We start from the raw sequence: 20,290 nt of genomic DNA, 5'->3' as shown, positions 1-20,290 counted from the left end.
CCCCGGGATCCTCGCGAGGGATCCCCGCGATGGCTCCCCGCGGAGTACCCCGAACTGGTGACGAGGGCGGGCGGCTCTACAATGGGCCCATGCGCGATGCCCTCGATGAACCGACAGGACCCGGAGCCCCGACCGGCCCGGGCGGACCGTCGACCCAGACGTCGACCGGACTCCTCGAGCGGACCGAGGTCGAGCAGGAGAAGTCCCCGGGCGACGGCGACCGCTTCGCCCACTTCGTGCGGCGCGACAAGGCCGACTCCTCGATGATGACCGGCCAGCCGGTCGTCGCCCTCTGCGGCAAGGTGTGGATCCCCTCGCGCGACGCCTCGAAGTACCCGGTGTGCCCGACGTGCAAGGAGCTGCGCGACTCGATGGGCAAGAACGGCCGCAACTGGCCCTTCTCCGACGGCTCGGGGGGCACCGGCAAGTGACGCCCGCGCAGGATCGACACCACAGCCCGTCCCGCGCCTCCCACTTCGCAGCGAAGAGCCTTCCCCCCGCCTTCCCCGACCGCGCCCGCAAGGGCACGGCGTCGAGCCTGCGCGCGTGGCAGGCGGCCGCCCTGGAGCGCTACCTCGCGGCGGCTCCTCGGGATTTCCTCGCCGTCGCCACACCGGGCGCCGGCAAGACGACCTTCGCGCTGCGGATCGCCGTCGAGCTCATGGGCGCCGGGGTCGTCGAAAAGGTCACCGTCGTCTGCCCGACCGAGCATCTCAAGGGCCAGTGGGCGGACGCGGCCGCCCGGGTCGGCATCCACATCGACCCGGCGTTCTCCAACTCGCAGGGGCGTGCCGGCTCCCACTACGACGGCGTCGCCGTCACCTACGCGCAGGTCGCGGCAAACCCGCCCGTCCACTCGGCGCGCCCCCGCGCCCACCCGACCCTCGTCATCCTCGACGAGATCCACCACGCGGGCGACGCCCTCTCGTGGGGCGACGGCGTGCGCGAGGCCTTCGCCGACGCGACACGGCGCCTCGCCCTCACCGGCACCCCCTTCCGCTCGGACACCTCCCCGATCCCCTTCGTCCGCTACGAGGAGGACGCCGACGGGATCCGCCGCTCGAAGGCCGACTACACGTACGGCTACGGGGACGCGCTGCGCGACAGCGTCGTCCGGCCCGTCCTCTTCATGTCCTACTCCGGGCAGATGTCGTGGCGCACGCGCGCCGGCGACGAGATGTCCGCGCGGCTCGGCGAGCCGCTGACGAAGGACCTCATGAAGCAGGCGTGGCGCACGGCGCTCGACCCCAAGGGCGAGTGGATCCCCGCGGTGCTGCGCGCCGCCGACCTGCGCCTCGAGGAGGTCCGCCGCCAGATCCCCGACGCCGGCGGACTCGTCATCGCCTCCGATCAGACGCAGGCGCGCGCCTACGCGCGCCACCTCCGCGAGATCACCGGGAGGTCGGCGACGCTCGTCCTCTCCGACGACGCGGACGCCTCCGACCGGATCGACGCCTTCCGCGAGTCCGACGACAAGTGGATGGTGGCCGTCCGCATGGTGTCCGAGGGCGTCGACGTCCCGCGCCTCTCGGTCGGCGTCTACGCGACGAACACCTCGACCTCGCTCTTCTTCGCCCAGGCCGTCGGGCGCTTCGTCCGGGCCCGGCGTCGCGGCGAGACCGCGACCGTCTTCATCCCCTCGGTCGTCCAGCTCCTCGACCTCGCCGGGCAGATGGAGGTCGAGCGCGACCACGCCCTCGACCGTCCGAAGCCCGAGGGCGAGGACGCGATGTGGAACCCCGAGGACGCGATGGTCGCGGCCGCGAACCGGGAGGACGCCGCCTCGTCGGACCTCCTCAGCCAGTTCGAGGTCCTCGGCGCGGACGCCGAGTTCGACTCGGTCCTCTTCGACGGCGCCGCGTGGGGCCAGGGCGCCGAAGTCGGGTCCGCCGAGGAGCAGGAGTACCTCGGGATCCCGGGCCTCCTCGACGCCGACCAGGTGACGACGCTCCTGCGGGCACGTCAGGCCGAGCAGATGGCCGCCCAGCGCAAGTCCTCCGACGCCGCCCGCCGACGGGAGGCGAACGCCGGGATCTCCGATCACCGGTTGCGCGCCGCGAAGCGCAAGGAGCTCTCGCACCTCGTCTCCTCGTGGTCGCGCCGCTCCGGCGACACGCACGCGATGATCCACTCCCAGCTCCGCCAGCGCTGCGGTGGCCCGGAGATCGCCCTCGCGACGACCGAGCAGATCGAGGCGAGGATCGCGCTCCTGCGCCAGTGGTTCGTCGGCCGCTCCTGACCCCTCCGTCGACGCCCGCCCAGGCCTCGTTCATCGACGAGGGCGGGGCGCCGCGCACTCCGGGCGGAAGCGGACGGGCGGCGGGCCCGCAGAGACGAACCGGCCCCGAGCGCGAACGCCCGGGGCCGGAATCCGTGTCGTCGAAGCGGTCAGACGCGCACGTAGCGCGTCGGGATCGCGGCCTCGCCCTCGGAGAGCCTCCACGCCTGGTAGGGGAGCTCGTTGCGGGTGCGGACGTGGTGGGCCTGCGCCTTCTCGAGGGCGCCGTCGCGCCACAGTTCGGAGTGGATCTCGCCGCCGACGATGAGCGGGATCTGGAGGCGGCGGGCGCCGAGGCGGTCGAGCTCCGCGTAGGCGGCCTCGGCGGTGTCGGCGACGACGAGGACCTCCTCCGACGCGTAGCCCTCCTCGTCGAGGACGCGGCCCGCGTACTTGCGACCGCCGACCGTCGACTTCGACTCCGACTTCTTCGCGACGGGGATCATCTCCCCGTTCTCGCCCTCGCGGGCGACGATCTTGTAGACGAGGGCCGCCGTCGGGACGCCCGAGCCCGTGACGAGCTTCGTGCCGACGCCGTAGGAATCGATGGGAGCGGCGCCGAGCGCGGCGATCGCGTACTCGTCGAGGTCGTTCGTCACCGTGATCTTCGTCGTCGTCGCGCCGAGCGCGTCGAGCTGGCCGCGGACCTTGAAGGCCTGGGCGACGAGGTCGCCCGAGTCGATGCGGACGGCCCCGAGCTCGCCGCCGGCGGCGCGGGCCGCGGCGACCGCGTTCTCGACGCCCTGGGGGATGTCGTAGGTGTCGACGAGAAGGGTCGTGCCCGGGCCGAGGAGCGCGATCTGCGCGTCGAAGGCCTCCCGCTCCGAATCGTGAAGGAGCGTGAAGGAGTGGGCGGCCGTGCCGATCGCGCGGATCCCGTAGCGCTTGCCCGCCTCGAGGTCCGAGGTGCCGCCGAAGCCGCCGATGATCGCGGCGCGGGCGGCCGACACGGCGGCGCGCTCGTGGGCGCGGCGCGCGCCCATGTCCATGCAGGGGCGTCCGTGGGCGGCGATCGTCATGCGCGAGGCCGCCGAGGCGATCGCGCAGTCGTGGTTGAGGATCGAGAGGAGCAGCGTCTCGAGGATCGTGCACTCGGCGAAGGTGCCCTCGACGGTGAGGAGCGGGGAGCCGGGGAAGTAGCACTCGCCCTCGGCGTAGCCGGAGATGTCGCCGGAGAAGCGGAAGTCCTTGAGGTAGTCGAGGGTCTCGTCGGAGACGATCCCCTCGCGGTGGAGGTAGTCGATCTGCTCGGGTTCGAACTCGAAGCGCTCGAGCGCCTCGAGGATGCGGCCCGTGCCCGCGACGACGCCGAAGCGGCGGGTCGCCGGGAAGCGGCGGCCGAAGACCTCGAAGACCGAGTGGCGGAAGGCGGTACCCGCCTTGAGCGCCGCGTCGATCATCGTGAGCTCGTACATGTCCGTCAGCAACGACGTGGAGACTGAAGATGGCATGTGCACACGGTATCGCGATCGGCTCGCCGCAGGGGCGGCGAAACCGCCACGAGTTGCGGGAACCTTGCCTAGTGTGGGGGATATGCCGAGCACGACGACCAGCCCCGACGCCGCTGTCGGGACCTCCACCGCCACGATCCCCACGTGGCGCACCGTCGTGTGGGACGACCCGATCAACCTCATGGACTACGTGACGAACGTCTTCATCCGGCACTTCGGCTACTCGGCGGAGAAGGCGCGGACCCTCATGCTCGAGGTCCACACGGCGGGCCGCGCCGTCGTCTCGAGCGGCATGCGCGAGCGCATGGAGGCCGACGTCGTCGCGATGCACGGCTACGGCCTGAGGGCGACCCTGGAACCGAGCCGATGATCGGGCCCTTCCGCTACGAGGACGGGGCGTACCGGGCGCCCCTCGAACCGCCGTACTCGACGCTCGTCGCCCGCCTCATGCGCGAGATCCTCGTCGTCCTCGACGAGCCCGGCGACCTCGCCGCCTTCGTGTCGGCCGCGACCTCTCTGGAGACGGAGCGTGAGGCGCCCGAGGAGAAGGCCCTCGGCTATCTCCTCCCGGCGATGAGCCTCGACCCGGGGGACGCGTCGGGGCTGCGCGCCCTCACCGAGGACTTCCTGCGCGCCGAGAAGTCCTCGCGCCTGCGCGCCGTCGGCTCGCAGATCGAGCGGAGCGAGCGCGCCGGCCTCCCGGAGATCGCGATCGACGAGGACGAGGTCTGGGAGTGGCTCGCGGCCCTCAATGACGTTCGTCTCGGTCTGGCGGGCGAGCTCGGCATCGAATCGGACGCCGACGTCGCGCGGATCGAGGAACTCGCAGGCGAGGAGCCGAACGGTACGCGCGAGCAGTCGGCGGCGGCGATCTACCTCGTCCTCACCTGGTGGCAGGATTCACTCATCGCCGCCCTCAACTCCGGGGGGAACGCGAACTAGGGTCGGGAGCCATGGACAACGCGCCGATCGGCATCTTCGACTCCGGATTGGGAGGGCTGACCGTCGCGCGCGCGGTGATCGACAAACTCCCCGACGAGCAGATCCTCTACCTCGGCGACACGCTCCACACGCCCTACGGCCCGCGGCCGATCGCGGAGGCCCGCCGCTACACGCTCGAGTGCCTCGACGCCCTCGCCTCGCGCGGCGTCAAGGCGATCGTCATCGCCTGCAACACGGCGACCGCGGCCGCCCTCTCCGACGCGCGCGAGCGCTACTGGATCGACGCGCACATCCCGGTCATCGAGGTCATCACTCCCGCTGCTCGGCAAGCGGTCGCGACGACCCGCAACCGTCGGATCGGCGTCATCGGGACGAACGCGACCATTCAGTCGGAGGCGTACCGCAACGCCCTCGCCGCCGTTCCCGGCCTCACCGTCGTCCAGCAGGCGTGCCCCGCCTTCGTCGAGTTCGTCGAGAAGGGCGTGACGACCGGCGCCGAGCTCGAGTCCGTCGCCCGCGAGTACCTCCAGCCCCTCAAGGACGCCGAGGTCGACACCCTGATCCTCGGGTGCACGCACTACCCGCTCCTCACCGGCGTCATCGGGCGCGTCATGGGCGAGGACGTCTCCCTCGTCACCTCGTCCGAGGCGACCGCGAACGTCGCCTACAACGAGCTCATCGACCGGGACCTCCTCCACGAGCCGTGGCCGGAGGGGGAGGGGCCCTCGCACGAGTTCCTCACGACGGGCGCGGGCGAGGCGTTCCCCAAGCTCGCGCGCCGGTTCCTCGGCCCCGAGGTCGCGAACGTCCACGAGGTCGCCGTCCACGAATCGGCGGTGGGCTGATGCGGCTCACGATCGTCGGCTGCACCGGATCGATGTCGGGTCCGGCGTCCCCCGCCTCGTGCTACCTCGTCCAGGCCAAGGGCCCCGATCCGCGGACCGGCGAGGTCCGGGACTGGAACATCGCCCTCGAGCTCGGCCCCGGCTCCTTCGGCGCGCTGTGGCGCCATGTCGACCCGTGCGAGCTCGACGCCCTCGTCCTCTCGCACACGCACGCCGACCACATGGCCGACATCATCTCCCTCCAGGTGCACCGGCGCTGGGGCCCCGCCCGCGGCCTCGACCCACTGCTCCTCGCGGGTCCCGTCGGCACGCTCGAGCGCATCCGCCAGATCGACGGCACCCGGCTGCCCGACGAGTACGAGGGCGAATTCGCGATCCGCACGGTCCGCGCCGGCCACTCCTACCGGGTCGGCCCCTTCACGCTCACCTCCTTCCCCGGGATCCACACCGTCGAGTCCTTCGGCACGCGCATCGCGGGCCCGTCCGAGTCCGATCCGGCCCGCACCGTCGAGATGTTCTTCACCGGCGACACCGACGAGGCCCCCGCGATCCTCGAGGGCGCGCGCGGCGTCGACCTGCTCCTGTCCGAGGTCGGCTTCACGACGGCCGACACGACTCGCGGGATCCACATGGACGGCGTGCGCGCCGGGCGGCTCGCCTCCCGCGCCGGCGTCGGACGACTCGTCGCCACGCACATCCAGCCGTGGACCGACCGGGCCGAGGTCGAACGCGAACTCCGCACCACCTGGGACGGCCCGCTCGACTTCGCCGATTCGGAGACGACCTTCCTCGTCGGCGAGTGATTCCTCCGCGGGCCTAGTCCTCGGGATCGCGCCACTGACCGTGGTGGTCGGCGATCCACTGGAAGAGCGCCGCGAGCACCTGGCCCGTCGCGGTCTGCACGGCGTCCTCGCCCAAGCGGTGCCGCACGAGGATCCGCCGATAGCCGAGGCCCGGCAGCGTCGTGATCCGCATTCCCTCGGTCGAGATGCCGCGGACCGCCATCGACGGCATGATCGTCGATCCCTTCCCCGTTCTCACGAGCGCGTGGGCCGCCTCGTAATTGATATAGGAGTACGGCACCCAGCGGGGGTGGGGGAGGGCGGCGACGATCCGCTCCATCGTGTGGTAGCCGACGGTGAGGGGGTTGACGCGGAGCCACTCGACCTCGGCGAGGTCGCGCTCGGAGCCGACGCGCGGCGCGGATTCGGGGCTGACGAGGACCCAGGGCTCGTCGATGCACGCGACGTCGACGAAGCCGCGCGGTGCGGGGCCGGGCGCCGTGTCGCGCTCGAGCATGAGGAGGTCCGTGCGGCCGGCGCGAAGGTCGGCCATGCCGTCCGCCTCGTCGGTCTCGTCGATGTGGATCTCGACGCCGGGGAGGTCCTTCTCGAGCTCGGCCTCGAGGGGGAGGAGGACGTTGCGGATCACCGACTGGAATCCGCCGATCCCGACGACGCCGGTCACCTGCCCGGTGATGGGGCGCAAGTCGCGGGCGATCTCGTCGAGGTCGTTCTCGATGCGCTCGGCCCCGGCGACGAGGATCCGCCCGGCGGGGGTGAGGATCGCGCCCGCCGGGGTGCGGTCGAGGAGGACGAGGCCGACCTCGTCCTCGAGGCGTCTGATCTGCTGGGACACCGCGGACGGGGTGAGTCCGAGGACGTCGGCGGCGGCGACGATTCCGCCCTCGCGGTGGACGGCGAGGAGGTGGGCGAGACGTCTCGGATCGATGCGCACGGGGGCTCCCTGGGGTGTAGGGAAAATGAATCTGAAGTGAAGGGTACTTCAATTGCGCTTCAGGCATGGGAGCGCGACCATGGTAGTGCGAACCGGGGACGTAGAGGCCCCCGGGAACCGATGAAAGGAGTCTGACATGTCAGCGTTCATCCATGCTCGACTCGTCCAGTTCCGCTCCTACGTCACCCGGTACCGTCGCCAGCAGAGGGACGAACTCCAGTTCTGCATGGACCGGCCGATCTACGGCGCGCTCATCGCGCGCTGAGGGGCGTAGACGGGGAAGAGGGGCCGCGCGAATGCGCGGCCCCTTCGGCTATCCCCGCCCTTCCAGCGAAGTCCTGCGCCTTCGGCTGCGAGCCCGTCGGACCAGTGGCCCGCGCACCACGAGCCGGGCCCCGCCCGCCTCGGACCGCGATCCGAGGTCCTGCAGACGTCCGGGGCCTACCCGGCCCGGCCCGCGGCGCGCGTCCTCGTCGCGCCGTCGCGCGGTCATGCGCCGTCGGCCATGTGCTCTTCGGATCCTTGGCGCGCCCGCCGTGAGTCGGCCCGCGGCGCGCATCCCCTCGACGCGCGAAGGTGATGGGCGGTTTCAGGTGGTGAGTGCAACGCCTTGAGTGTGTGGGGTGGTTGCTGTGGGTTTTCGTTGTTCTGAGGCGGTTCGCCGCCAGGTGTTGGATCTGCTGATTGAGGGTGTGCCGGTTAGGCAGGTGCATTTGCGGGTGGGTGTCGCGGTGTGCACGATCCGCAAGTGGGCCAAAGATTGGGGCATGACGTTTCGTGTGGGTTCGCGAGGCGGGTGGGTGGGCAGTGCGCCCGCCGACCCTGTGGAGGGGCTGGTCAGCGGGGTCGGGCATGGGGCCCGGTTGACGATCGGGGGCCGCCAGCTCATCGAGTACTTGCACGGTCAGGGGATGAGCATGCGGGGGATCGCCCGCGAGCTTGGGGTGGCGGCCTCGACGGTGAAGCGGGAGTTGGATCGTGGGGGCGGCCAGTATCGGGCGGTACGCGCTCATGAGGAGGCTGCCGGGAGGCGGGCTCGTCCCAAGCCGTTCAAGCTGGAGGATCCTCGGCTGCGCGCCTTCGTGGTCGCCAAGCTTAACGAGCACTGGTCGCCTGAGCAGATCTCGCGGGCCTGGGCGTGTGGGGACAATAGGGGGGTGACGATCAGCCCGGAGACGATCTATCAGGCCCTGTATGTGCATGGGCGCGGCGCGTTGCGTCAAGAGCTCAAGGTGGAAAAGGCGTTGCGGTCGGGGCGCACGCGTCGCCTGGCGCGTTCGCCGCTGGCTCTGGCGCGCTCGAAGGGGAAGTCGTGGGTGGAGGGCGCCAGGATCGTGGACCGGCCCCAAGAGGTGGAAGGACGCCAGGTTCCGGGCCATTGGGAGGGGGATCTGATCGTGGGGGCGAACAACAAGAGCGCCGCGATCACCCTGGTGGAACGCACCACGGGCTACCTGCTCGTCCGGCCCCTGCCAGCGTGCCACGACACGGCAAGTGTGATCGACGTGCTCGCCGACATGATCAGCCCTTTCCCGCTCACGCTTCGCGAGACGATCACGTGGGACCAGGGAGGGGAGATGGCGAACGCGAAAGACCTGACCAGCCGGACCAAAACGAAGGTGTATTTCGCCGACCCGCATTCGCCCTGGCAGCGCGGGTCCAACGAGAACACCAACGGCCTGTTGCGCGACTACTTCCCTAAAGGCACCGACCTGAACGACTATCCCCCAGAAGCATTCGCCGAGGCCGAACGCCAACTCAACACCCGACCCCGCAAACGCCACGGCTGGAAAACACCCGCCGAACTCATGCAAAAATTACTCGACGACAACGCCGTTGCACTCACCGCCTGAAACCGCCATGCTTTCGACGAAGGAACGTGATGCTCTCGGTGGGGGGCGAGGAAGTACACCTAGTGTGCGCGCAGCGCCTCGACGATGCGCGGGGCGAGCGCCCGGAACGCGATGCCGCGGTGGCTGATCGCGTTCTTCTCCTCGGCGCTCATCTGCGCCGTCGTCACCTCGAACCCGTCCGGGACGAAGATCGGGTCGTAGCCGAAACCGCCGGAGCCCCGGCGCTCGTGGATGAGGCGCCCGTGGACCTCCCCGCGCTCGACGAACTCGCGACCGTCGGGAAGGACGAAGGCCGCGGCCGACACGAACGCCGCGCCCCGATGGCGATCGGGCACGTCCGCGAGCTGGGCGAGCAGCAGATCGAGGTTCGCCGCGTCGTCGCCGTGGCGCCCCGACCAACGGGCCGAGAAGATTCCCGGCGCCCCGCCCATGACGTCGACGCAGATCCCCGAGTCGTCGGCGATCGCCGGCAGACCGGTGAGGGCGACGAGGGAACGCGCCTTGATGAGGGAGTTCTCCTCGAAGCTCGCGCCGTCCTCGACGGGCTCGAGCGCGTTGAAATCCGACATCCGGGCCACCGCCCCGACCTCGTACCCCTCCCACGCGGGGGCGAGGATGGCCTCGAGCTCGGCGATCTTGTGGGCATTGCCGGTCGCGAAGACGAGCCTGGGGACGGGCATCAGAGGGAGACTCGCTCGTTGGAGGGGGCCTCGAGGCTGCGGCGCTGCAGGTCGGCGAGCTGCGCGTTGCCGATCGCCGCGAGGTCGAGGAGGTCCCCGAGCTCGGAGCGGTCGAAGGGCGCGTGCTCTGCGGTGCCCTGGACCTCGACGAAGGCGCCGGAGCCGACCTGGACGACGTTCATGTCCGTCTGGGCGCGAACGTCCTCGACGTAGGGGAGGTCGAGCATCGGCGTGCCGTCGATGATGCCGACGGAGATCGCCGACACGGAGTCGGTGAGGACGGGCGAGCCGGCCTTCGGGGTGATGAGCCCCTGCTCGGTGCCCCAGCGGACGGCCTCGGCGAGGGCGACGTACGCGCCCGTCACGGAGGCGGTGCGGGTGCCGCCGTCGGCGCGCAGGACGTCGCAGTCGACGACGATCGTGTTCTCGCCGAGGGCGGAGACGTCGATGATCGCGCGCAGCGAGCGGCCGATGAGGCGCGAGATCTCCTGCGTGCGCCCGCCGATCTTGCCCTTGACGGATTCGCGCTGCGAGCGCTCGGCGGTGGCGCGCGGAAGCATCGCGTATTCGGCGGTCACCCAGCCCTCGCCGCTGCCCTTGCGCCAGCGCGGCACGCCCTCGGTGAGGGAGGCGACGCAGAGGACGCGGGTCCTCCCGAATTCCACGAGGGCCGACCCCTCTCCGGTGCCGGACCACCCGCGGGTGATGGACACGGGGCGGAGTTCGTCGAATGCGCGCCCGTCGGCGCGAAGATCACTGTTCGTCATGATGCCCACCCTAGTCGAGGGCGTTAGCGTGGACTCATGAGCCTCGCCCTTCCGCTCGTTCGGGGTAGCGTCGACGCCCTCGTGAGCGCGCGCGCCGCCGTCGATCCCGCCGACCTCCTCCTGCGCGGCCCCGCCGCCCTCGGGGAGGGGACGTCCGCCGAGGATCGTGCCGCCGTCCGCTCGGTGGCCGCCTTCCTCGTCGGCCGCCGCGGCGCCATCGGCATCGAGCCGGCCCGCGGGGGATCCGGCCCCCTGCGCCTCCACCGGCTGATCGACGAGGACGCGGCCCATCTCCTGGAAACGGGGGCGACGCCGCTCCTCATCGGCGCGACCGCCTCCGGCGAATGCGCGATCGGTCTCGTCGTCGACGAGCGGATCGATGAGCCCGGCGTCCAGTGGGCGCATCTGCGCTGGGCGGGGCACCTCCTGGAGGCGCAGGACTCGGCTCTCGCGATGTCGGCGGTCGCGCTCGCCTCCTGGCACGAGGTCAATCGCTTCTGCTCGCGGTGCGGCGCGCGGCTGCGCATCGTCCTCGGCGGCTGGGCGACCGAGTGCCCCGGCTGCGGGCGGCTCGAGTACCCGCGGCAGGATCCCGCGATCATCGTGCGGATCGAGGACGCCGACGAGCGGATCCTCCTCGCTCACAACACCGGGTGGGTCGAGCCGATGTGCTCGCTCATCGCCGGTTTCGTCGAGGCGGGCGAGGCTCCCGAGCGCGCGGTCGTCCGCGAGGTCCGCGAAGAGGTCGGCCTCGAGATCTCCGCCCCCGTTTACCGGGCGACTCAGCCCTGGCCCTTCCCGCGCTCCCAGATGCTCGGCTTCGAAGCGCGCCTGGCTCCCGGCTGCGCGCCCGAGCCCGTTCCCGATGGCTCGGAGATCGCGTGGGCGCGGTTCTTCAGCCGCGAGGAATTCGTCGCCGAGGTCGAGGCGGGCGCCATCACGGCGCCCGGGCCGACCTCGATCGCCCACGCCCTCGTCGCCGAGTGGCTGGGCGCGCCCATGCCGCGCTCGCCGCTCGCCCTCGATCCGCTGCGGCGGCCCTGATCGCCTTTCCGCCCGCGGGGCGGCCGTCAGGAGGGCGGCGGGCCGTCCCCGGGGCGCAGGGGCTCGAATCGGAGACGACGGCGGGTCGTGGGATGATCCACCCATGAGCGAACGCGACCCCGAATCCCTCCTCGACGCCCTCGACCCCGATCAGCGGGCCGTCGCGCTCCAGGTCACGGGACCGCTCGCCGTCCTCGCCGGCGCGGGCACGGGCAAGACGCGGGCCATCACGTACCGGATCGCCTACGGGACGGCGATCGGCGCCTATTCGCCCGACTCCGTCCTCGCGGTCACCTTCACGCAGCGCGCCGCCCGGGAGATGCGCTACCGACTCGCCGAGCTCGGCGTTCCGGGTGCGCAGGCGCGGAACTTCCACTCGGCGGCCCTGCGCCAGCTCCACTACTTCTGGCCGACCGTCGTCGGCGGGCCGCTCCCGCAGATCATCGAGCACAAGGCGTCGATCGTCTCCTCGGCCGCCGCGCGCCTCGGCATCGCCGCCGATCGGACGATGGTGCGCGACCTCGCGAATGAGATCGAATGGGCGAAGGTCTCCATGGTCGACTCCGAGCACTATGCGGAGCGCGTCCGCGCGGGGCACGACGTGCCCGGGGGTTTGAGCGCCGACGACATGGCGCGACTCCTCGACGTCTACGAGGACGCGAAGGCGGAGCGCGGGGCGATCGACTTCGAGGACATCCTCGCCGTCCTGTGCGGCATGCTTCAGGAGCGCGGCGACGTCGCGTCGAAGGTCCGCGCCCAGTACCGGCACTTCGTCGTCGACGAGTTCCAGGACGTCTCCCTCCTTCAGCGCCGCCTCCTCGACCTCTGGCTCGGCGACCGCCACGACGTCTGCGTCGTCGGCGACGTCGCCCAGACGATCTATTCCTTCGCCGGCGCCGATCCCGCGCACCTCGTCGACTTCCCGAAGTCTCATCGGGGCGCGCGCGTCCTCCAGCTCACCCGCGATTACCGGTCGACTCCGCAGATCGTCGCCGTCGCGAATCGCCTGATGGCGGCCGCGGGCCCGGCCTCCGGCGCCGTTCATCTCCAGTCGCAGCGCCCGAGCGGAGCGGGCGTCGAGTTCTCCACCTACGCATCGGATCGCGCCGAAGCGGAGGGGGTCGCCGACAAGATCGCCGCGCTCATCGCCCGCGGAACCCCCGCGCACTCGATCGCCGTCCTCTTCCGGACGAACGGCCAATCGCAGATCTTCGAGGAGGTCTTCGCGGAGCGCCGGATCCCCGTGGCCCTCGCGAACGCGCGGCCCTTCTTCGAGCGCGACGACGTGCGGGGCGCGCTGCGCGTCCTCACGACCGCCGCGCGGACGGGGGAGGAGGGGGCCGGACCCCTCGCCGAGCGGGTCGCCGCCCAGCTCGTCGCCGTCGGCTGGACCGAGGAGGCCCCCGCCGGACGCGCCGCCGAGGAGCGTTGGGGGAATCTCCGCTCGATCGTCCAGTGGGCGGAGGACTCGTCCGCGTCCGACCTCGCCGGATTCGTCGCCGAGCTCGAGGAGCGCGCCCAGTACCAGGTCGAACCCGACAAGCAGGGCGTCGAACTCGTCACCCTCCACGCGGCCAAGGGCCTCGAGTGGGACGCCGTCTTCCTCGTCGGCGCGGCCGAAGGGCTCCTCCCGATCTCCTACGCGAAGACGCCCGCCGCCCGCGAGGAGGAGCGCCGTCTCCTCTACGTCGGGATCACCCGGGCGCGCGACGTCCTCGAGATCTCGTGGTCGAAGTCGCGGGGTACCGGAGGGCGAGGAGGCCGCAGGCGCTCCGGCCTTCTCGAGGGAATGTGGCCGGAATCCGAGGCGCGTCGGCGCGAGCCCTCGCACGCGAGGACGAGTTCGAAGGAGGCGGCGCGCGATTTCGAGGCGCACGCCCCCGCTGAGGCGCTCGCGCTCTACGAGGATCTCAAGACCTGGCGCACCGCACTCGCGAAGGCGGCCGGGCGCCCGCCCTACGCGGTCTTCACCGACCAGACTCTGCGCGACATCGCGATGTCGCGGCCCGCGACCCACCGCGATCTGCTCTCGGTCAAGGGGATCGGCGAGGTCAAGGCGACGATGTTCGGCGACGACGTCCTCGCGATCGTCCGCGGCGAGGCCGTCGAACCGCCGACCCAGGACTGATCGTTACGTAGCGTCCGGGCCCTGCCCCGAGCTCGCCCCCGCCGACGGCATTACCCCTCCTTCACCGAGAGCATCACCTTTGTGCGTCGAGAGCATGGCGGTTTCAGGTGGTGAGTGCAACGCCTTGAGTGTGTGGGGTGGTTGCTGTGGGTTTTCGTTGTTCTGAGGCGGTTCGCCGCCAGGTGTTGGATCTGCTGATTGAGGGTGTGCCGGTTAGGCAGGTGNCGAGAGCATGGCGGTTTCAGGTGGTGAGTGCAACGCCTTGAGTGTGTGGGGTGGTTGCTGTGGGTTTTCGTTGTTCTGAGGCGGTTCGCCGCCAGGTGTTGGATCTGCTGATTGAGGGTGTGCCGGTTAGGCAGGTGCATTTGCGGGTGGGTGTCGCGGTGTGCACGATCCGCAAGTGGGCCAAAGATTGGGGCATGACGTTTCGTGTGGGTTCGCGAGGCGGGTGGGTGGGCAGTGCGCCCGCCGACCCTGTGGAGGGGCTGGTCAGCGGGGTCGGGCATGGGGCCCGGTTGACGATCGGGGGCCGCCAGCTCATCGAGTACTTGCACGGTCAGGGGATGAGCATGCGGGGGATCGCCCGCGAGCTTGGGGTGGCGGCCTCGACGGTGAAGCGGGAGTTGGATCGTGGGGGCGGCCAGTATCGGGCGGTACGCGCTCATGAGGAGGCTGCCGGGAGGCGGGCTCGTCCCAAGCCGTTCAAGCTGGAGGATCCTCGGCTGCGCGCCTTCGTGGTCGCCAAGCTTAACGAGCACTGGTCGCCTGAGCAGATCTCGCGGGCCTGGGCGTGTGGGGACAATAGGGGGGTGACGATCAGCCCGGAGACGATCTATCAGGCCCTGTATGTGCATGGGCGCGGCGCGTTGCGTCAAGAGCTCAAGGTGGAAAAGGCGTTGCGGTCGGGGCGCACGCGTCGCCTGGCGCGTTCGCCGCTGGCTCTGGCGCGCTCGAAGGGGAAGTCGTGGGTGGAGGGCGCCAGGATCGTGGACCGGCCCCAAGAGGTGGAAGGACGCCAGGTTCCGGGCCATTGGGAGGGGGATCTGATCGTGGGGGCGAACAACAAGAGCGCCGCGATCACCCTGGTGGAACGCACCACGGGCTACCTGCTCGTCCGGCCCCTGCCAGCGTGCCACGACACGGCAAGTGTGATCGACGTGCTCGCCGACATGATCAGCCCTTTCCCGCTCACGCTTCGCGAGACGATCACGTGGGACCAGGGAGGGGAGATGGCGAACGCGAAAGACCTGACCAGCCGGACCAAAACGAAGGTGTATTTCGCCGACCCGCATTCGCCCTGGCAGCGCGGGTCCAACGAGAACACCAACGGCCTGTTGCGCGACTACTTCCCTAAAGGCACCGACCTGAACGACTATCCCCCAGAAGCATTCGCCGAGGCCGAACGCCAACTCAACACCCGACCCCGCAAACGCCACGGCTGGAAAACACCCGCCGAACTCATGCAAAAATTACTCGACGACAACGCCGTTGCACTCACCGCCTGAAACCGCCCATCACCTTCGTGCGTCGAGGGGATCTCCGAATGCCCATGTCGCGCGTCGATTCATGACGTCGTGAGGAGCACGAGAGGAGAGTGGGGATACGAGGAGCGAAGGAGAGGGTGGACGTCGGGTCACGCGCCGAGGGTGCTCGTGAGGAGGGCGTCGGCGCCGCAGCCGCAGGAGGCGTGCGCGCGAACTCGGGTCCGGGCGACGGCGCCGAACTCGTCGATCCGCAGGAGCTCGCCGATCCCCGAAAGGGGGTCGCCTCCGGGAGCGGTCGCGCGATGAGGGGCGTGCTCGATGCCGGGCTCGCCATCTTCCGCCGACCTGCGAGAGCTCGCCCGATCATCCCCGGCCCGATGATGCGCGAACTCCATGAGCATTCGCGCGATCTCCAGGGCGGCGGACGTTCGCGCCAGGGCTGAGGGCGGCGACTGCGTGCCGGCCGCGGCTTTCGACCGATCGAGCGCGTCGAAAGGATCGGATTCGGCCCGGGCGCGCGTCAGGCACGACCAGCACGGCCCGCGCCCGGGAACGACGAGCGGTCCAAGCTCATAGCCGCGCTCGACCGCGAGAACGGGTAGGTGGGGGAGATCCTCGACGACGAGGGTTCCGAGAGCGCCCGGCTCCGGCGCGTAGGAACCCGCGATGAGGACGAGGTCGGGGCGGGCGAGCTCGACGAGCCGGAGCGAGGAGGCGCGGCGCGCGAGGCGCTGCGCGAGCACGCGAGGGATCGGCGAGCCGAAGGAGTCGGCGCCGAGGAGCGCCGCGAGGTCGCGACCGACGCGCGCGGGAGTGCGGACCTCGAGGGAGAGGTCGAGGGCGTCGACGAGCATGTCGACGACGGCGAAGGACACCGGGTCGAAACCCTCGACGCGCAGCGCGAGGCGCGTCCGGGCGGCTGGACCGACGAGGAGCCCGGCGGCGCGCAGGCGCAGCGCGAGATGCGCGGGAAGAAGTCCGGGCCCCGCCCGGACAAGGGAGCGCAGCGCAGCAAGATCCGACTCCTCAAGACCGGTGAGCTCGATGCCGCGCTCGCGGTCGAATCCGACGCGCAGCGCGCCCGGGCCTCGGGGGAGCAGGGCCGTGCCGTCGAGGAGCCTCATCGATGATCCTTCCGCCGTCGTCGCGTCGAGTATCGACGTGGCGACGGCGGAAGGGAGAGCATCCACAGGGCCGGGAGATTCGTGGTCGAGTCTCAGAGCGCGCGAGTCCCGGCGCGCCTGGAGCGGGGGCTCAGAGTGTGCAAGGGGACGAACTCCCGGCACGCGCAGTGGAAGCAGCGTGTGGCGGGCGCACCCGCCACACGCGCGGATCAGCGGGCGGCCGGATCCTCACCGGGGTCGCGGCCGGAGCCCTCTGTGGAATCCGAGCCCTCGGAGGGCGCCGAGGAGTCGGAATCGGAGCCGGATCCGGCTCCCGACTCGGAGGAACCGGGAGCCCCGCCCTCGTCGATCGAAGTGGAGCCGGAGGGCGCCTCGACGTCGAAGCCCGCCTTCGCGAGCGTCTCCGCCTCCGGGTCGACGCCGGGCGCGACCCCGTCGGCCCAGCCCATCGTCCCGTCGAGGAGCGCGTCGAGCGCGGCGTCGATGTCGGCGTCCTGCTCGCTGGCCGCCTGGCGCATCGCGAGGAAGGTGTCGGGGGTGTCGAGCTCGGTCATGGTCGGGACCATGTCGGGGTGCGACCAGAGGGCGTCGCGGGCGTCGCGTCCGCCGTCGGCCTCGACGAGGTCGAAGATCCTGGCGGCGCCGCGGGCCCGGCGCGGACGCATCCTGAGGCCGATGAGGTCGCCGAGGACCTGCTCGGCCGGGCCGCCGGCCGCGCGCCTGCGGCGCATCATCTCGCGCAGCTGGTCGGCGTGCGGGAGGTAGGGGGTGACGGCGCGGGCGGTGACGACCTCGACCCAGCCCTCGACGAGCGCGAGGATCGTCTCGAGGCGCTCGAGCGCGCGCCTCTGCGCGTCCGACACCGTGATCGCGAAGACGCCGCCGGACATCGCCCGTTCGATCGACGCGGGGTCGGACGGGTCGACGTTGCGGGCCGCCTCGGAGATCGCGTCCGCGTCGATCTCGATTTGCGCGGAGTAGCGCTCGACCGCGCGGATGAGGTCGCCCTCGAGCCAGGGGACCGAGGAGAAGAGGCGCCGGTGGGCGCATTCGCGGACGGCGACGAACTGGAGGACCTCGTCGAAGGGGATGTCGAGGCCGTCGCCGAAGGCCTCGACGTTCGAGACGACGAGGCCGGTCGTCCCGGCCTTCGCGAGCGGGATGCCGACGTCGGTGGACCCGAGAGACTCGCCGGCGAGGGCGGTGAGGGCCCGGCCGATCTGGGCGGCGAACATCATCGCGGAGAGCTTGGGGACCATCTGGCGGGTCTGTCCGACCATCTGGGCGAGGCCCTCGGGCAGCGAGGACTCGTCGAGCCCGTTGTCGCCGGAGAACTGGCCGGCGAGGGCCTCGCCGAGGGCGCGCGAGACGTTCGCGGCGACCGGTTCGCAGATCCGCTTCCACATGTCGAGGGTCGCGTCGATCCACTGGGTGCGCGTCCAGGCGGCGCGCTCGACGGGGCCGGGCGCGAAGTCGGTGGCGGTATCGAGCCAGAGGTCGGCGACGCTCATCGCGCGGCGCGCCCGCTCGGCCTGCGCGGCCGTGAGGACCGGGTCGCCGGCCGTGTACACCTGCTGGCGCGCGGAGTTGGTGACGAGGCTCCAGTTCACCGGGCCGGTGGTCGTCGTCATGAGGTACTGGAACTGGGAGAGCGCCGCGTTGAGGGCGTTCGGGTCGGAGAACTGCGAGGGGAGTCGCGACGGATCGAATCCCTGGGCGCGCAGGGCGCGGGCGGCCTCTTCGGCCGCTTCGTCGCCGAGCATCTTGCGGAGGAAGTTGTCGAATGGGGTGCCCTCGGGGGCGTCGTCCTCGTTCATGGCTCGACACTACCCGCGGGCGGTGGGCGGCCGCTGCACGAAAGGTGTGAGTGCGCTGAGAGCGGAAGGGGAGTATCCGGGGAATCGGGGTCGCGGCGCGACGAGGGCGCGGCGGCGGGCGACAATGCTCGGGTGAATGACGAGACCCGAGACTTCGACACCGCCCCCGACTCCGAGGGCGGGACTCCCGGCGCCGGCGGCATCGACGCGCTGAGCGCTCGATTCGGCGCCGTGAGCGCCGCGGAACGACCGGCTGACGACGACGTCGCGGAGGCGCGGTCGCGCCGTTCGTGGCGCGACCGGTTCCCGATCAGGGGCCGCGACGTCCTCGTCGTCGCACTCGCCTTCGCGCTCGGGGTCGTCCTCTTCCTCGTCCCGATGCCCTACGTCGTCGATTCGCCGGGCCCGACGTTCAACGTCGTCGGACAGTACCGGGGGACGCCGCTCATCTCGATCAGCGGCACGGATCCGACGACCGGGAAGGAGGTCTCGCTCGACGCCGTCCACGAGAACGGCGATGGGACGGGCGAACTCCGAATGGTGACGGTCTCCGAGCAGGGAGGTCCGGGCTCGCGCCTCAACCTCGTCCAGTTGATCTCCGCGTGGTTCGACTCGACTGCGAAGATCACGCCCTACGACCAGGTGTATTCCTCGGACGTCACGGGGAAGGACGTCGAGACCGCGCAGTCGTCGATGATGCGTTCCTCGCAGTCGACGGCCGAGGCCGCGGCCCTCGCGCAGCTCGGGTGGACGATTCCGGCGAAGGTGACGATCGCGGGCGCGGTCAAGGGATCGGACGCCGCCTCGAAGGTGAAGTCCGGGGACGTCCTCGTCTCGGTGACCGACGCGGAGGGGACCGTCCATGCGATCGACACGCCCGGCGCGGTCTTCGCCCTCGTGAAGACGGTCCCGGTCGGTACGACCCTCGACCTCGTCGTCGAGCGCGACGGGAAGAAGCTCACGATCCCCGTGACGACGATGAGCGGGGGAGAGGGGACGAAGGGCTCGAAGCTCGGGCTCTACCTCGACGTCGCCGTCGACCTGCCCGTCACGGTCTCCTTCAACCTCAAGGACGTCGGTGGGCCGAGCGCCGGCATGATGTTCGCCCTCGGGATCATCGACCGTCTGACCCCCGGCGACCTCGCGGGCGGCGCGACCATCGCGGGCACCGGCACCATGAGCTACGACGGCGAGGTCGGGGCGATCGGCGGGATCGTCCAGAAGATGAACGGCGCGAAGCGCGACGGGGCGACCTACTTCCTCGCGCCGTCCTCGAACTGCGACGAGGTCGTCGGCCACGTCCCCGACGGGCTCCGCGTCGTGTCCGTGTCGACCCTCGACGAGGCCGTGAAGTCCGTCAAGGCGATCGCCGCCGGCGAGGGCGCGAGCCTTCCGACCTGCGAGGCGGCGTCGGCCCAGTCGGGGAGCTGAACCGCTCGGGGCGCGCGAGACTCCTGGGACGCTCGGGATGAACGAGGCCGGGGGCGGGCTCGCGCCCGCCCCCGGAGAGGTCCGCCCCGTGCGGGGCCCGGTCGTTCAGTCCTGGTCGGCGTCGGGTTCGAGCGAGGCGAGGAGCGCGTCGACGAGGTTCGGGACGAGGTGTGTGCCCTGCCCGACCTTGTCGTCCGCGTCGAAGGCGCGGGTGCGCAGCGCGCACCACGACTCGCCCGTGCGCAGCGCGCCGACCGCGAGGCGGACGTCGGTGCGCGAGGGGTGATTCGAGATGAAGGCGAGCGCCTCCTCCGGGTCCTCGGGCGCCTGCTCCTCGACCTCGGGCGGGACGACGAGCCGCTCGACCGTGAGGGCCGCGCCGGCGACCTGCTCGGGCCAGCCGAGGTGGCCGAGCATCTCCTCGAGCTCATCCTCGGGCAGGTCCTCCTGAATGATCGCGGAGAGGTGATCGGGCGTCCCGTCCCAGCCCGCGCGGATCTGCTCGGCGATGTCGGCCGGCAGATCGGGTTGGGAGAGCAGCGACTCGGTGGGGACGAGGGCGTAGAGCGAGGGCGCGTGGTCCCAGCCCGCGCGGGCGGCCGCCCGCTCGATGTCGACGACGACGTTCGCGAGGGCGATCTGGCGCGATGTCGGCATCGCGGAGTTCTCAATGGTCATGGCGCTCATCGTCTCACGCTCGGCGGACTCG

General features: G+C 71.1%; 19 protein-coding genes. 12 read left to right on the top strand and 7 right to left on the bottom strand.

Annotated features, from left to right (window positions below; genetic code table 11):
* The first annotated feature begins 89 nt into the window (after positions 1-89).
* Both DY157_RS06270 and DY157_RS06265 read left to right on the top strand, forming a co-directional pair.
* A complete protein-coding gene (locus DY157_RS06270) occupies positions 90-431 on the top strand; it encodes a DUF3039 domain-containing protein (RefSeq protein ID WP_115727707.1) in 342 nt (113 codons plus the stop codon).
* Positions 428-2,239 (top strand): DEAD/DEAH box helicase, encoded by a 1,812-nt coding sequence (locus DY157_RS06265; RefSeq protein WP_115727706.1) that lies wholly within the window; start codon positions 428-430, stop codon positions 2,237-2,239. Before DY157_RS06270 ends, DY157_RS06265 begins: the two co-directional genes overlap by 4 nt.
* Positions 2,240-2,388: 149 nt before the next feature.
* Here the strand turns inward: DY157_RS06265 and DY157_RS06260 are convergent, their stop codons facing one another.
* Positions 2,389-3,729 (bottom strand): nicotinate phosphoribosyltransferase, encoded by a 1,341-nt coding sequence (locus DY157_RS06260; RefSeq protein ID WP_115727705.1) that lies wholly within the window; start codon positions 3,727-3,729, stop codon positions 2,389-2,391.
* 82 nt (positions 3,730-3,811) lie between these two features.
* On the opposite strand from DY157_RS06260, the gene clpS reads away from it, so the two are divergent.
* From clpS to DY157_RS06240, 4 genes are read left to right on the top strand one after another with little or no spacing between them, the layout of a single operon-like run.
* The gene (gene clpS / locus DY157_RS06255) at positions 3,812-4,099 is read left to right on the top strand and encodes an ATP-dependent Clp protease adapter ClpS (RefSeq protein WP_115727704.1); all 288 of its coding nucleotides are present in this window, start codon (positions 3,812-3,814) and stop codon (positions 4,097-4,099) included.
* Positions 4,096-4,671, top strand: coding sequence for a DUF2017 family protein (locus DY157_RS06250; protein ID WP_115727703.1), 576 nt, complete (start codon positions 4,096-4,098; stop codon positions 4,669-4,671). Before clpS ends, DY157_RS06250 begins: the two co-directional genes overlap by 4 nt.
* 11 nt (positions 4,672-4,682) lie before the next feature.
* Positions 4,683-5,516 (top strand): glutamate racemase, encoded by an 834-nt coding sequence (gene murI / locus DY157_RS06245; RefSeq protein WP_115727702.1) that lies wholly within the window; start codon positions 4,683-4,685, stop codon positions 5,514-5,516.
* Positions 5,516-6,319, top strand: coding sequence for an MBL fold metallo-hydrolase (locus DY157_RS06240; RefSeq protein ID WP_115727701.1), 804 nt, complete (start codon positions 5,516-5,518; stop codon positions 6,317-6,319). The genes murI and DY157_RS06240 overlap by 1 nt, the downstream gene beginning before the upstream one ends.
* A gap of 13 nt (positions 6,320-6,332) precedes the next feature.
* On the opposite strand, the gene DY157_RS06235 is transcribed toward DY157_RS06240, so the two are convergent.
* Positions 6,333-7,253 (bottom strand): LysR family transcriptional regulator, encoded by a 921-nt coding sequence (locus tag DY157_RS06235; RefSeq protein WP_115727700.1) that lies wholly within the window; start codon positions 7,251-7,253, stop codon positions 6,333-6,335.
* Positions 7,254-7,389: 136 nt separating this feature from the next.
* Here DY157_RS06235 and DY157_RS06230 point away from each other — a divergent pair, with 136 nt between their 5' ends.
* Positions 7,390-7,518: a histidine kinase gene (locus DY157_RS06230; protein WP_115727699.1), complete on the top strand. Its 129-nt coding sequence runs from the start codon at positions 7,390-7,392 to the stop codon at positions 7,516-7,518.
* A gap of 406 nt (positions 7,519-7,924) precedes the next feature.
* The gene (locus DY157_RS06225; protein ID WP_160159413.1) at positions 7,925-9,106 is read left to right on the top strand and encodes an IS30 family transposase; all 1,182 of its coding nucleotides are present in this window, start codon (positions 7,925-7,927) and stop codon (positions 9,104-9,106) included.
* 59 nt (positions 9,107-9,165) lie between these two features.
* Here DY157_RS06225 and rdgB read toward each other — a convergent pair whose 3' ends face one another.
* A complete protein-coding gene (gene rdgB, locus DY157_RS06220; protein WP_115727698.1) occupies positions 9,166-9,786 on the bottom strand; it encodes an RdgB/HAM1 family non-canonical purine NTP pyrophosphatase in 621 nt (206 codons plus the stop codon).
* The gene (gene rph / locus DY157_RS06215; protein WP_115727964.1) at positions 9,786-10,553 is read right to left on the bottom strand and encodes a ribonuclease PH; all 768 of its coding nucleotides are present in this window, start codon (positions 10,551-10,553) and stop codon (positions 9,786-9,788) included. The genes rdgB and rph overlap by 1 nt, the downstream gene beginning before the upstream one ends.
* Positions 10,554-10,589: 36 nt before the next feature.
* On the opposite strand from rph, the gene nudC reads away from it, so the two are divergent.
* From nudC to DY157_RS06200, 3 genes are all read left to right on the top strand, one after another.
* On the top strand, positions 10,590-11,597 hold the full coding sequence (nudC, locus tag DY157_RS06210) for an NAD(+) diphosphatase (RefSeq protein WP_115727697.1): 1,008 nt from the start codon (positions 10,590-10,592) through the stop codon (positions 11,595-11,597).
* Positions 11,598-11,700: 103 nt separating this feature from the next.
* Entirely contained in the window at positions 11,701-13,725 is a 2,025-nt protein-coding gene (locus tag DY157_RS06205; RefSeq protein ID WP_115727696.1) for an ATP-dependent DNA helicase UvrD2, read from the top strand.
* A gap of 323 nt (positions 13,726-14,048) precedes the next feature.
* Entirely contained in the window at positions 14,049-15,230 is a 1,182-nt protein-coding gene (locus DY157_RS06200; protein ID WP_160159413.1) for an IS30 family transposase, read from the top strand.
* 128 nt (positions 15,231-15,358) lie between these two features.
* Here the strand turns inward: DY157_RS06200 and DY157_RS06195 are convergent, their stop codons facing one another.
* Together DY157_RS06195 and DY157_RS06190 are read right to left on the bottom strand one after the other, a co-directional pair.
* The gene (locus DY157_RS06195; RefSeq protein WP_115727695.1) at positions 15,359-16,333 is read right to left on the bottom strand and encodes a hypothetical protein; all 975 of its coding nucleotides are present in this window, start codon (positions 16,331-16,333) and stop codon (positions 15,359-15,361) included.
* A gap of 209 nt (positions 16,334-16,542) precedes the next feature.
* Positions 16,543-18,150, bottom strand: coding sequence for a zinc-dependent metalloprotease (locus tag DY157_RS06190; RefSeq protein WP_115727694.1), 1,608 nt, complete (start codon positions 18,148-18,150; stop codon positions 16,543-16,545).
* A 132-nt stretch (positions 18,151-18,282) separates the two neighbouring features.
* On the opposite strand from DY157_RS06190, the gene DY157_RS06185 reads away from it, so the two are divergent.
* Positions 18,283-19,581 (top strand): YlbL family protein, encoded by a 1,299-nt coding sequence (locus DY157_RS06185; protein ID WP_235827084.1) that lies wholly within the window; start codon positions 18,283-18,285, stop codon positions 19,579-19,581.
* Positions 19,582-19,686: 105 nt separating this feature from the next.
* Here the strand turns inward: DY157_RS06185 and DY157_RS06180 are convergent, their stop codons facing one another.
* Positions 19,687-20,259, bottom strand: coding sequence for a PPA1309 family protein (locus DY157_RS06180; RefSeq protein ID WP_115727693.1), 573 nt, complete (start codon positions 20,257-20,259; stop codon positions 19,687-19,689).
* Positions 20,260-20,290 lie beyond the last annotated feature (31 nt).

The organism is Actinomyces culturomici (genome assembly GCF_900499005.1).
In the GTDB taxonomy this organism is placed as follows: Bacteria; Actinomycetota; Actinomycetes; order Actinomycetales; family Actinomycetaceae; genus Pauljensenia; species Pauljensenia culturomici.
The sequence above is the reverse complement of the archived record's forward strand: the minus strand, read 5'-3'. Positions and strand labels throughout refer to the sequence as shown.

Excerpts from the sequence above, each read along its gene's own strand:
- DY157_RS06270 (WP_115727707.1), top strand. The coding sequence starts at position 90 with ATGCGCGATGCCCTCGATGAACCGACAGGACCCGGAGCCCCGACCGGC.
- DY157_RS06260 (WP_115727705.1), bottom strand. The coding sequence starts at position 3,729 with ATGCCATCTTCAGTCTCCACGTCGTTGCTGACGGACATGTACGAGCTC.
- clpS (WP_115727704.1), top strand. The coding sequence starts at position 3,812 with ATGCCGAGCACGACGACCAGCCCCGACGCCGCTGTCGGGACCTCCACC.
- DY157_RS06250 (WP_115727703.1), top strand. The coding sequence starts at position 4,096 with ATGATCGGGCCCTTCCGCTACGAGGACGGGGCGTACCGGGCGCCCCTC.
- murI (WP_115727702.1), top strand. The coding sequence starts at position 4,683 with ATGGACAACGCGCCGATCGGCATCTTCGACTCCGGATTGGGAGGGCTG.
- DY157_RS06240 (WP_115727701.1), top strand. The coding sequence starts at position 5,516 with ATGCGGCTCACGATCGTCGGCTGCACCGGATCGATGTCGGGTCCGGCG.
- DY157_RS06230 (WP_115727699.1), top strand. The coding sequence starts at position 7,390 with ATGTCAGCGTTCATCCATGCTCGACTCGTCCAGTTCCGCTCCTACGTC.
- rdgB (WP_115727698.1), bottom strand. The coding sequence starts at position 9,786 with ATGCCCGTCCCCAGGCTCGTCTTCGCGACCGGCAATGCCCACAAGATC.
- rph (WP_115727964.1), bottom strand. The coding sequence starts at position 10,553 with ATGACGAACAGTGATCTTCGCGCCGACGGGCGCGCATTCGACGAACTC.
- nudC (WP_115727697.1), top strand. The coding sequence starts at position 10,590 with ATGAGCCTCGCCCTTCCGCTCGTTCGGGGTAGCGTCGACGCCCTCGTG.
- DY157_RS06205 (WP_115727696.1), top strand. The coding sequence starts at position 11,701 with ATGAGCGAACGCGACCCCGAATCCCTCCTCGACGCCCTCGACCCCGAT.
- DY157_RS06195 (WP_115727695.1), bottom strand. The coding sequence starts at position 16,333 with ATGAGGCTCCTCGACGGCACGGCCCTGCTCCCCCGAGGCCCGGGCGCG.
- DY157_RS06190 (WP_115727694.1), bottom strand. The coding sequence starts at position 18,150 with ATGAACGAGGACGACGCCCCCGAGGGCACCCCATTCGACAACTTCCTC.
- DY157_RS06180 (WP_115727693.1), bottom strand. The coding sequence starts at position 20,259 with ATGACCATTGAGAACTCCGCGATGCCGACATCGCGCCAGATCGCCCTC.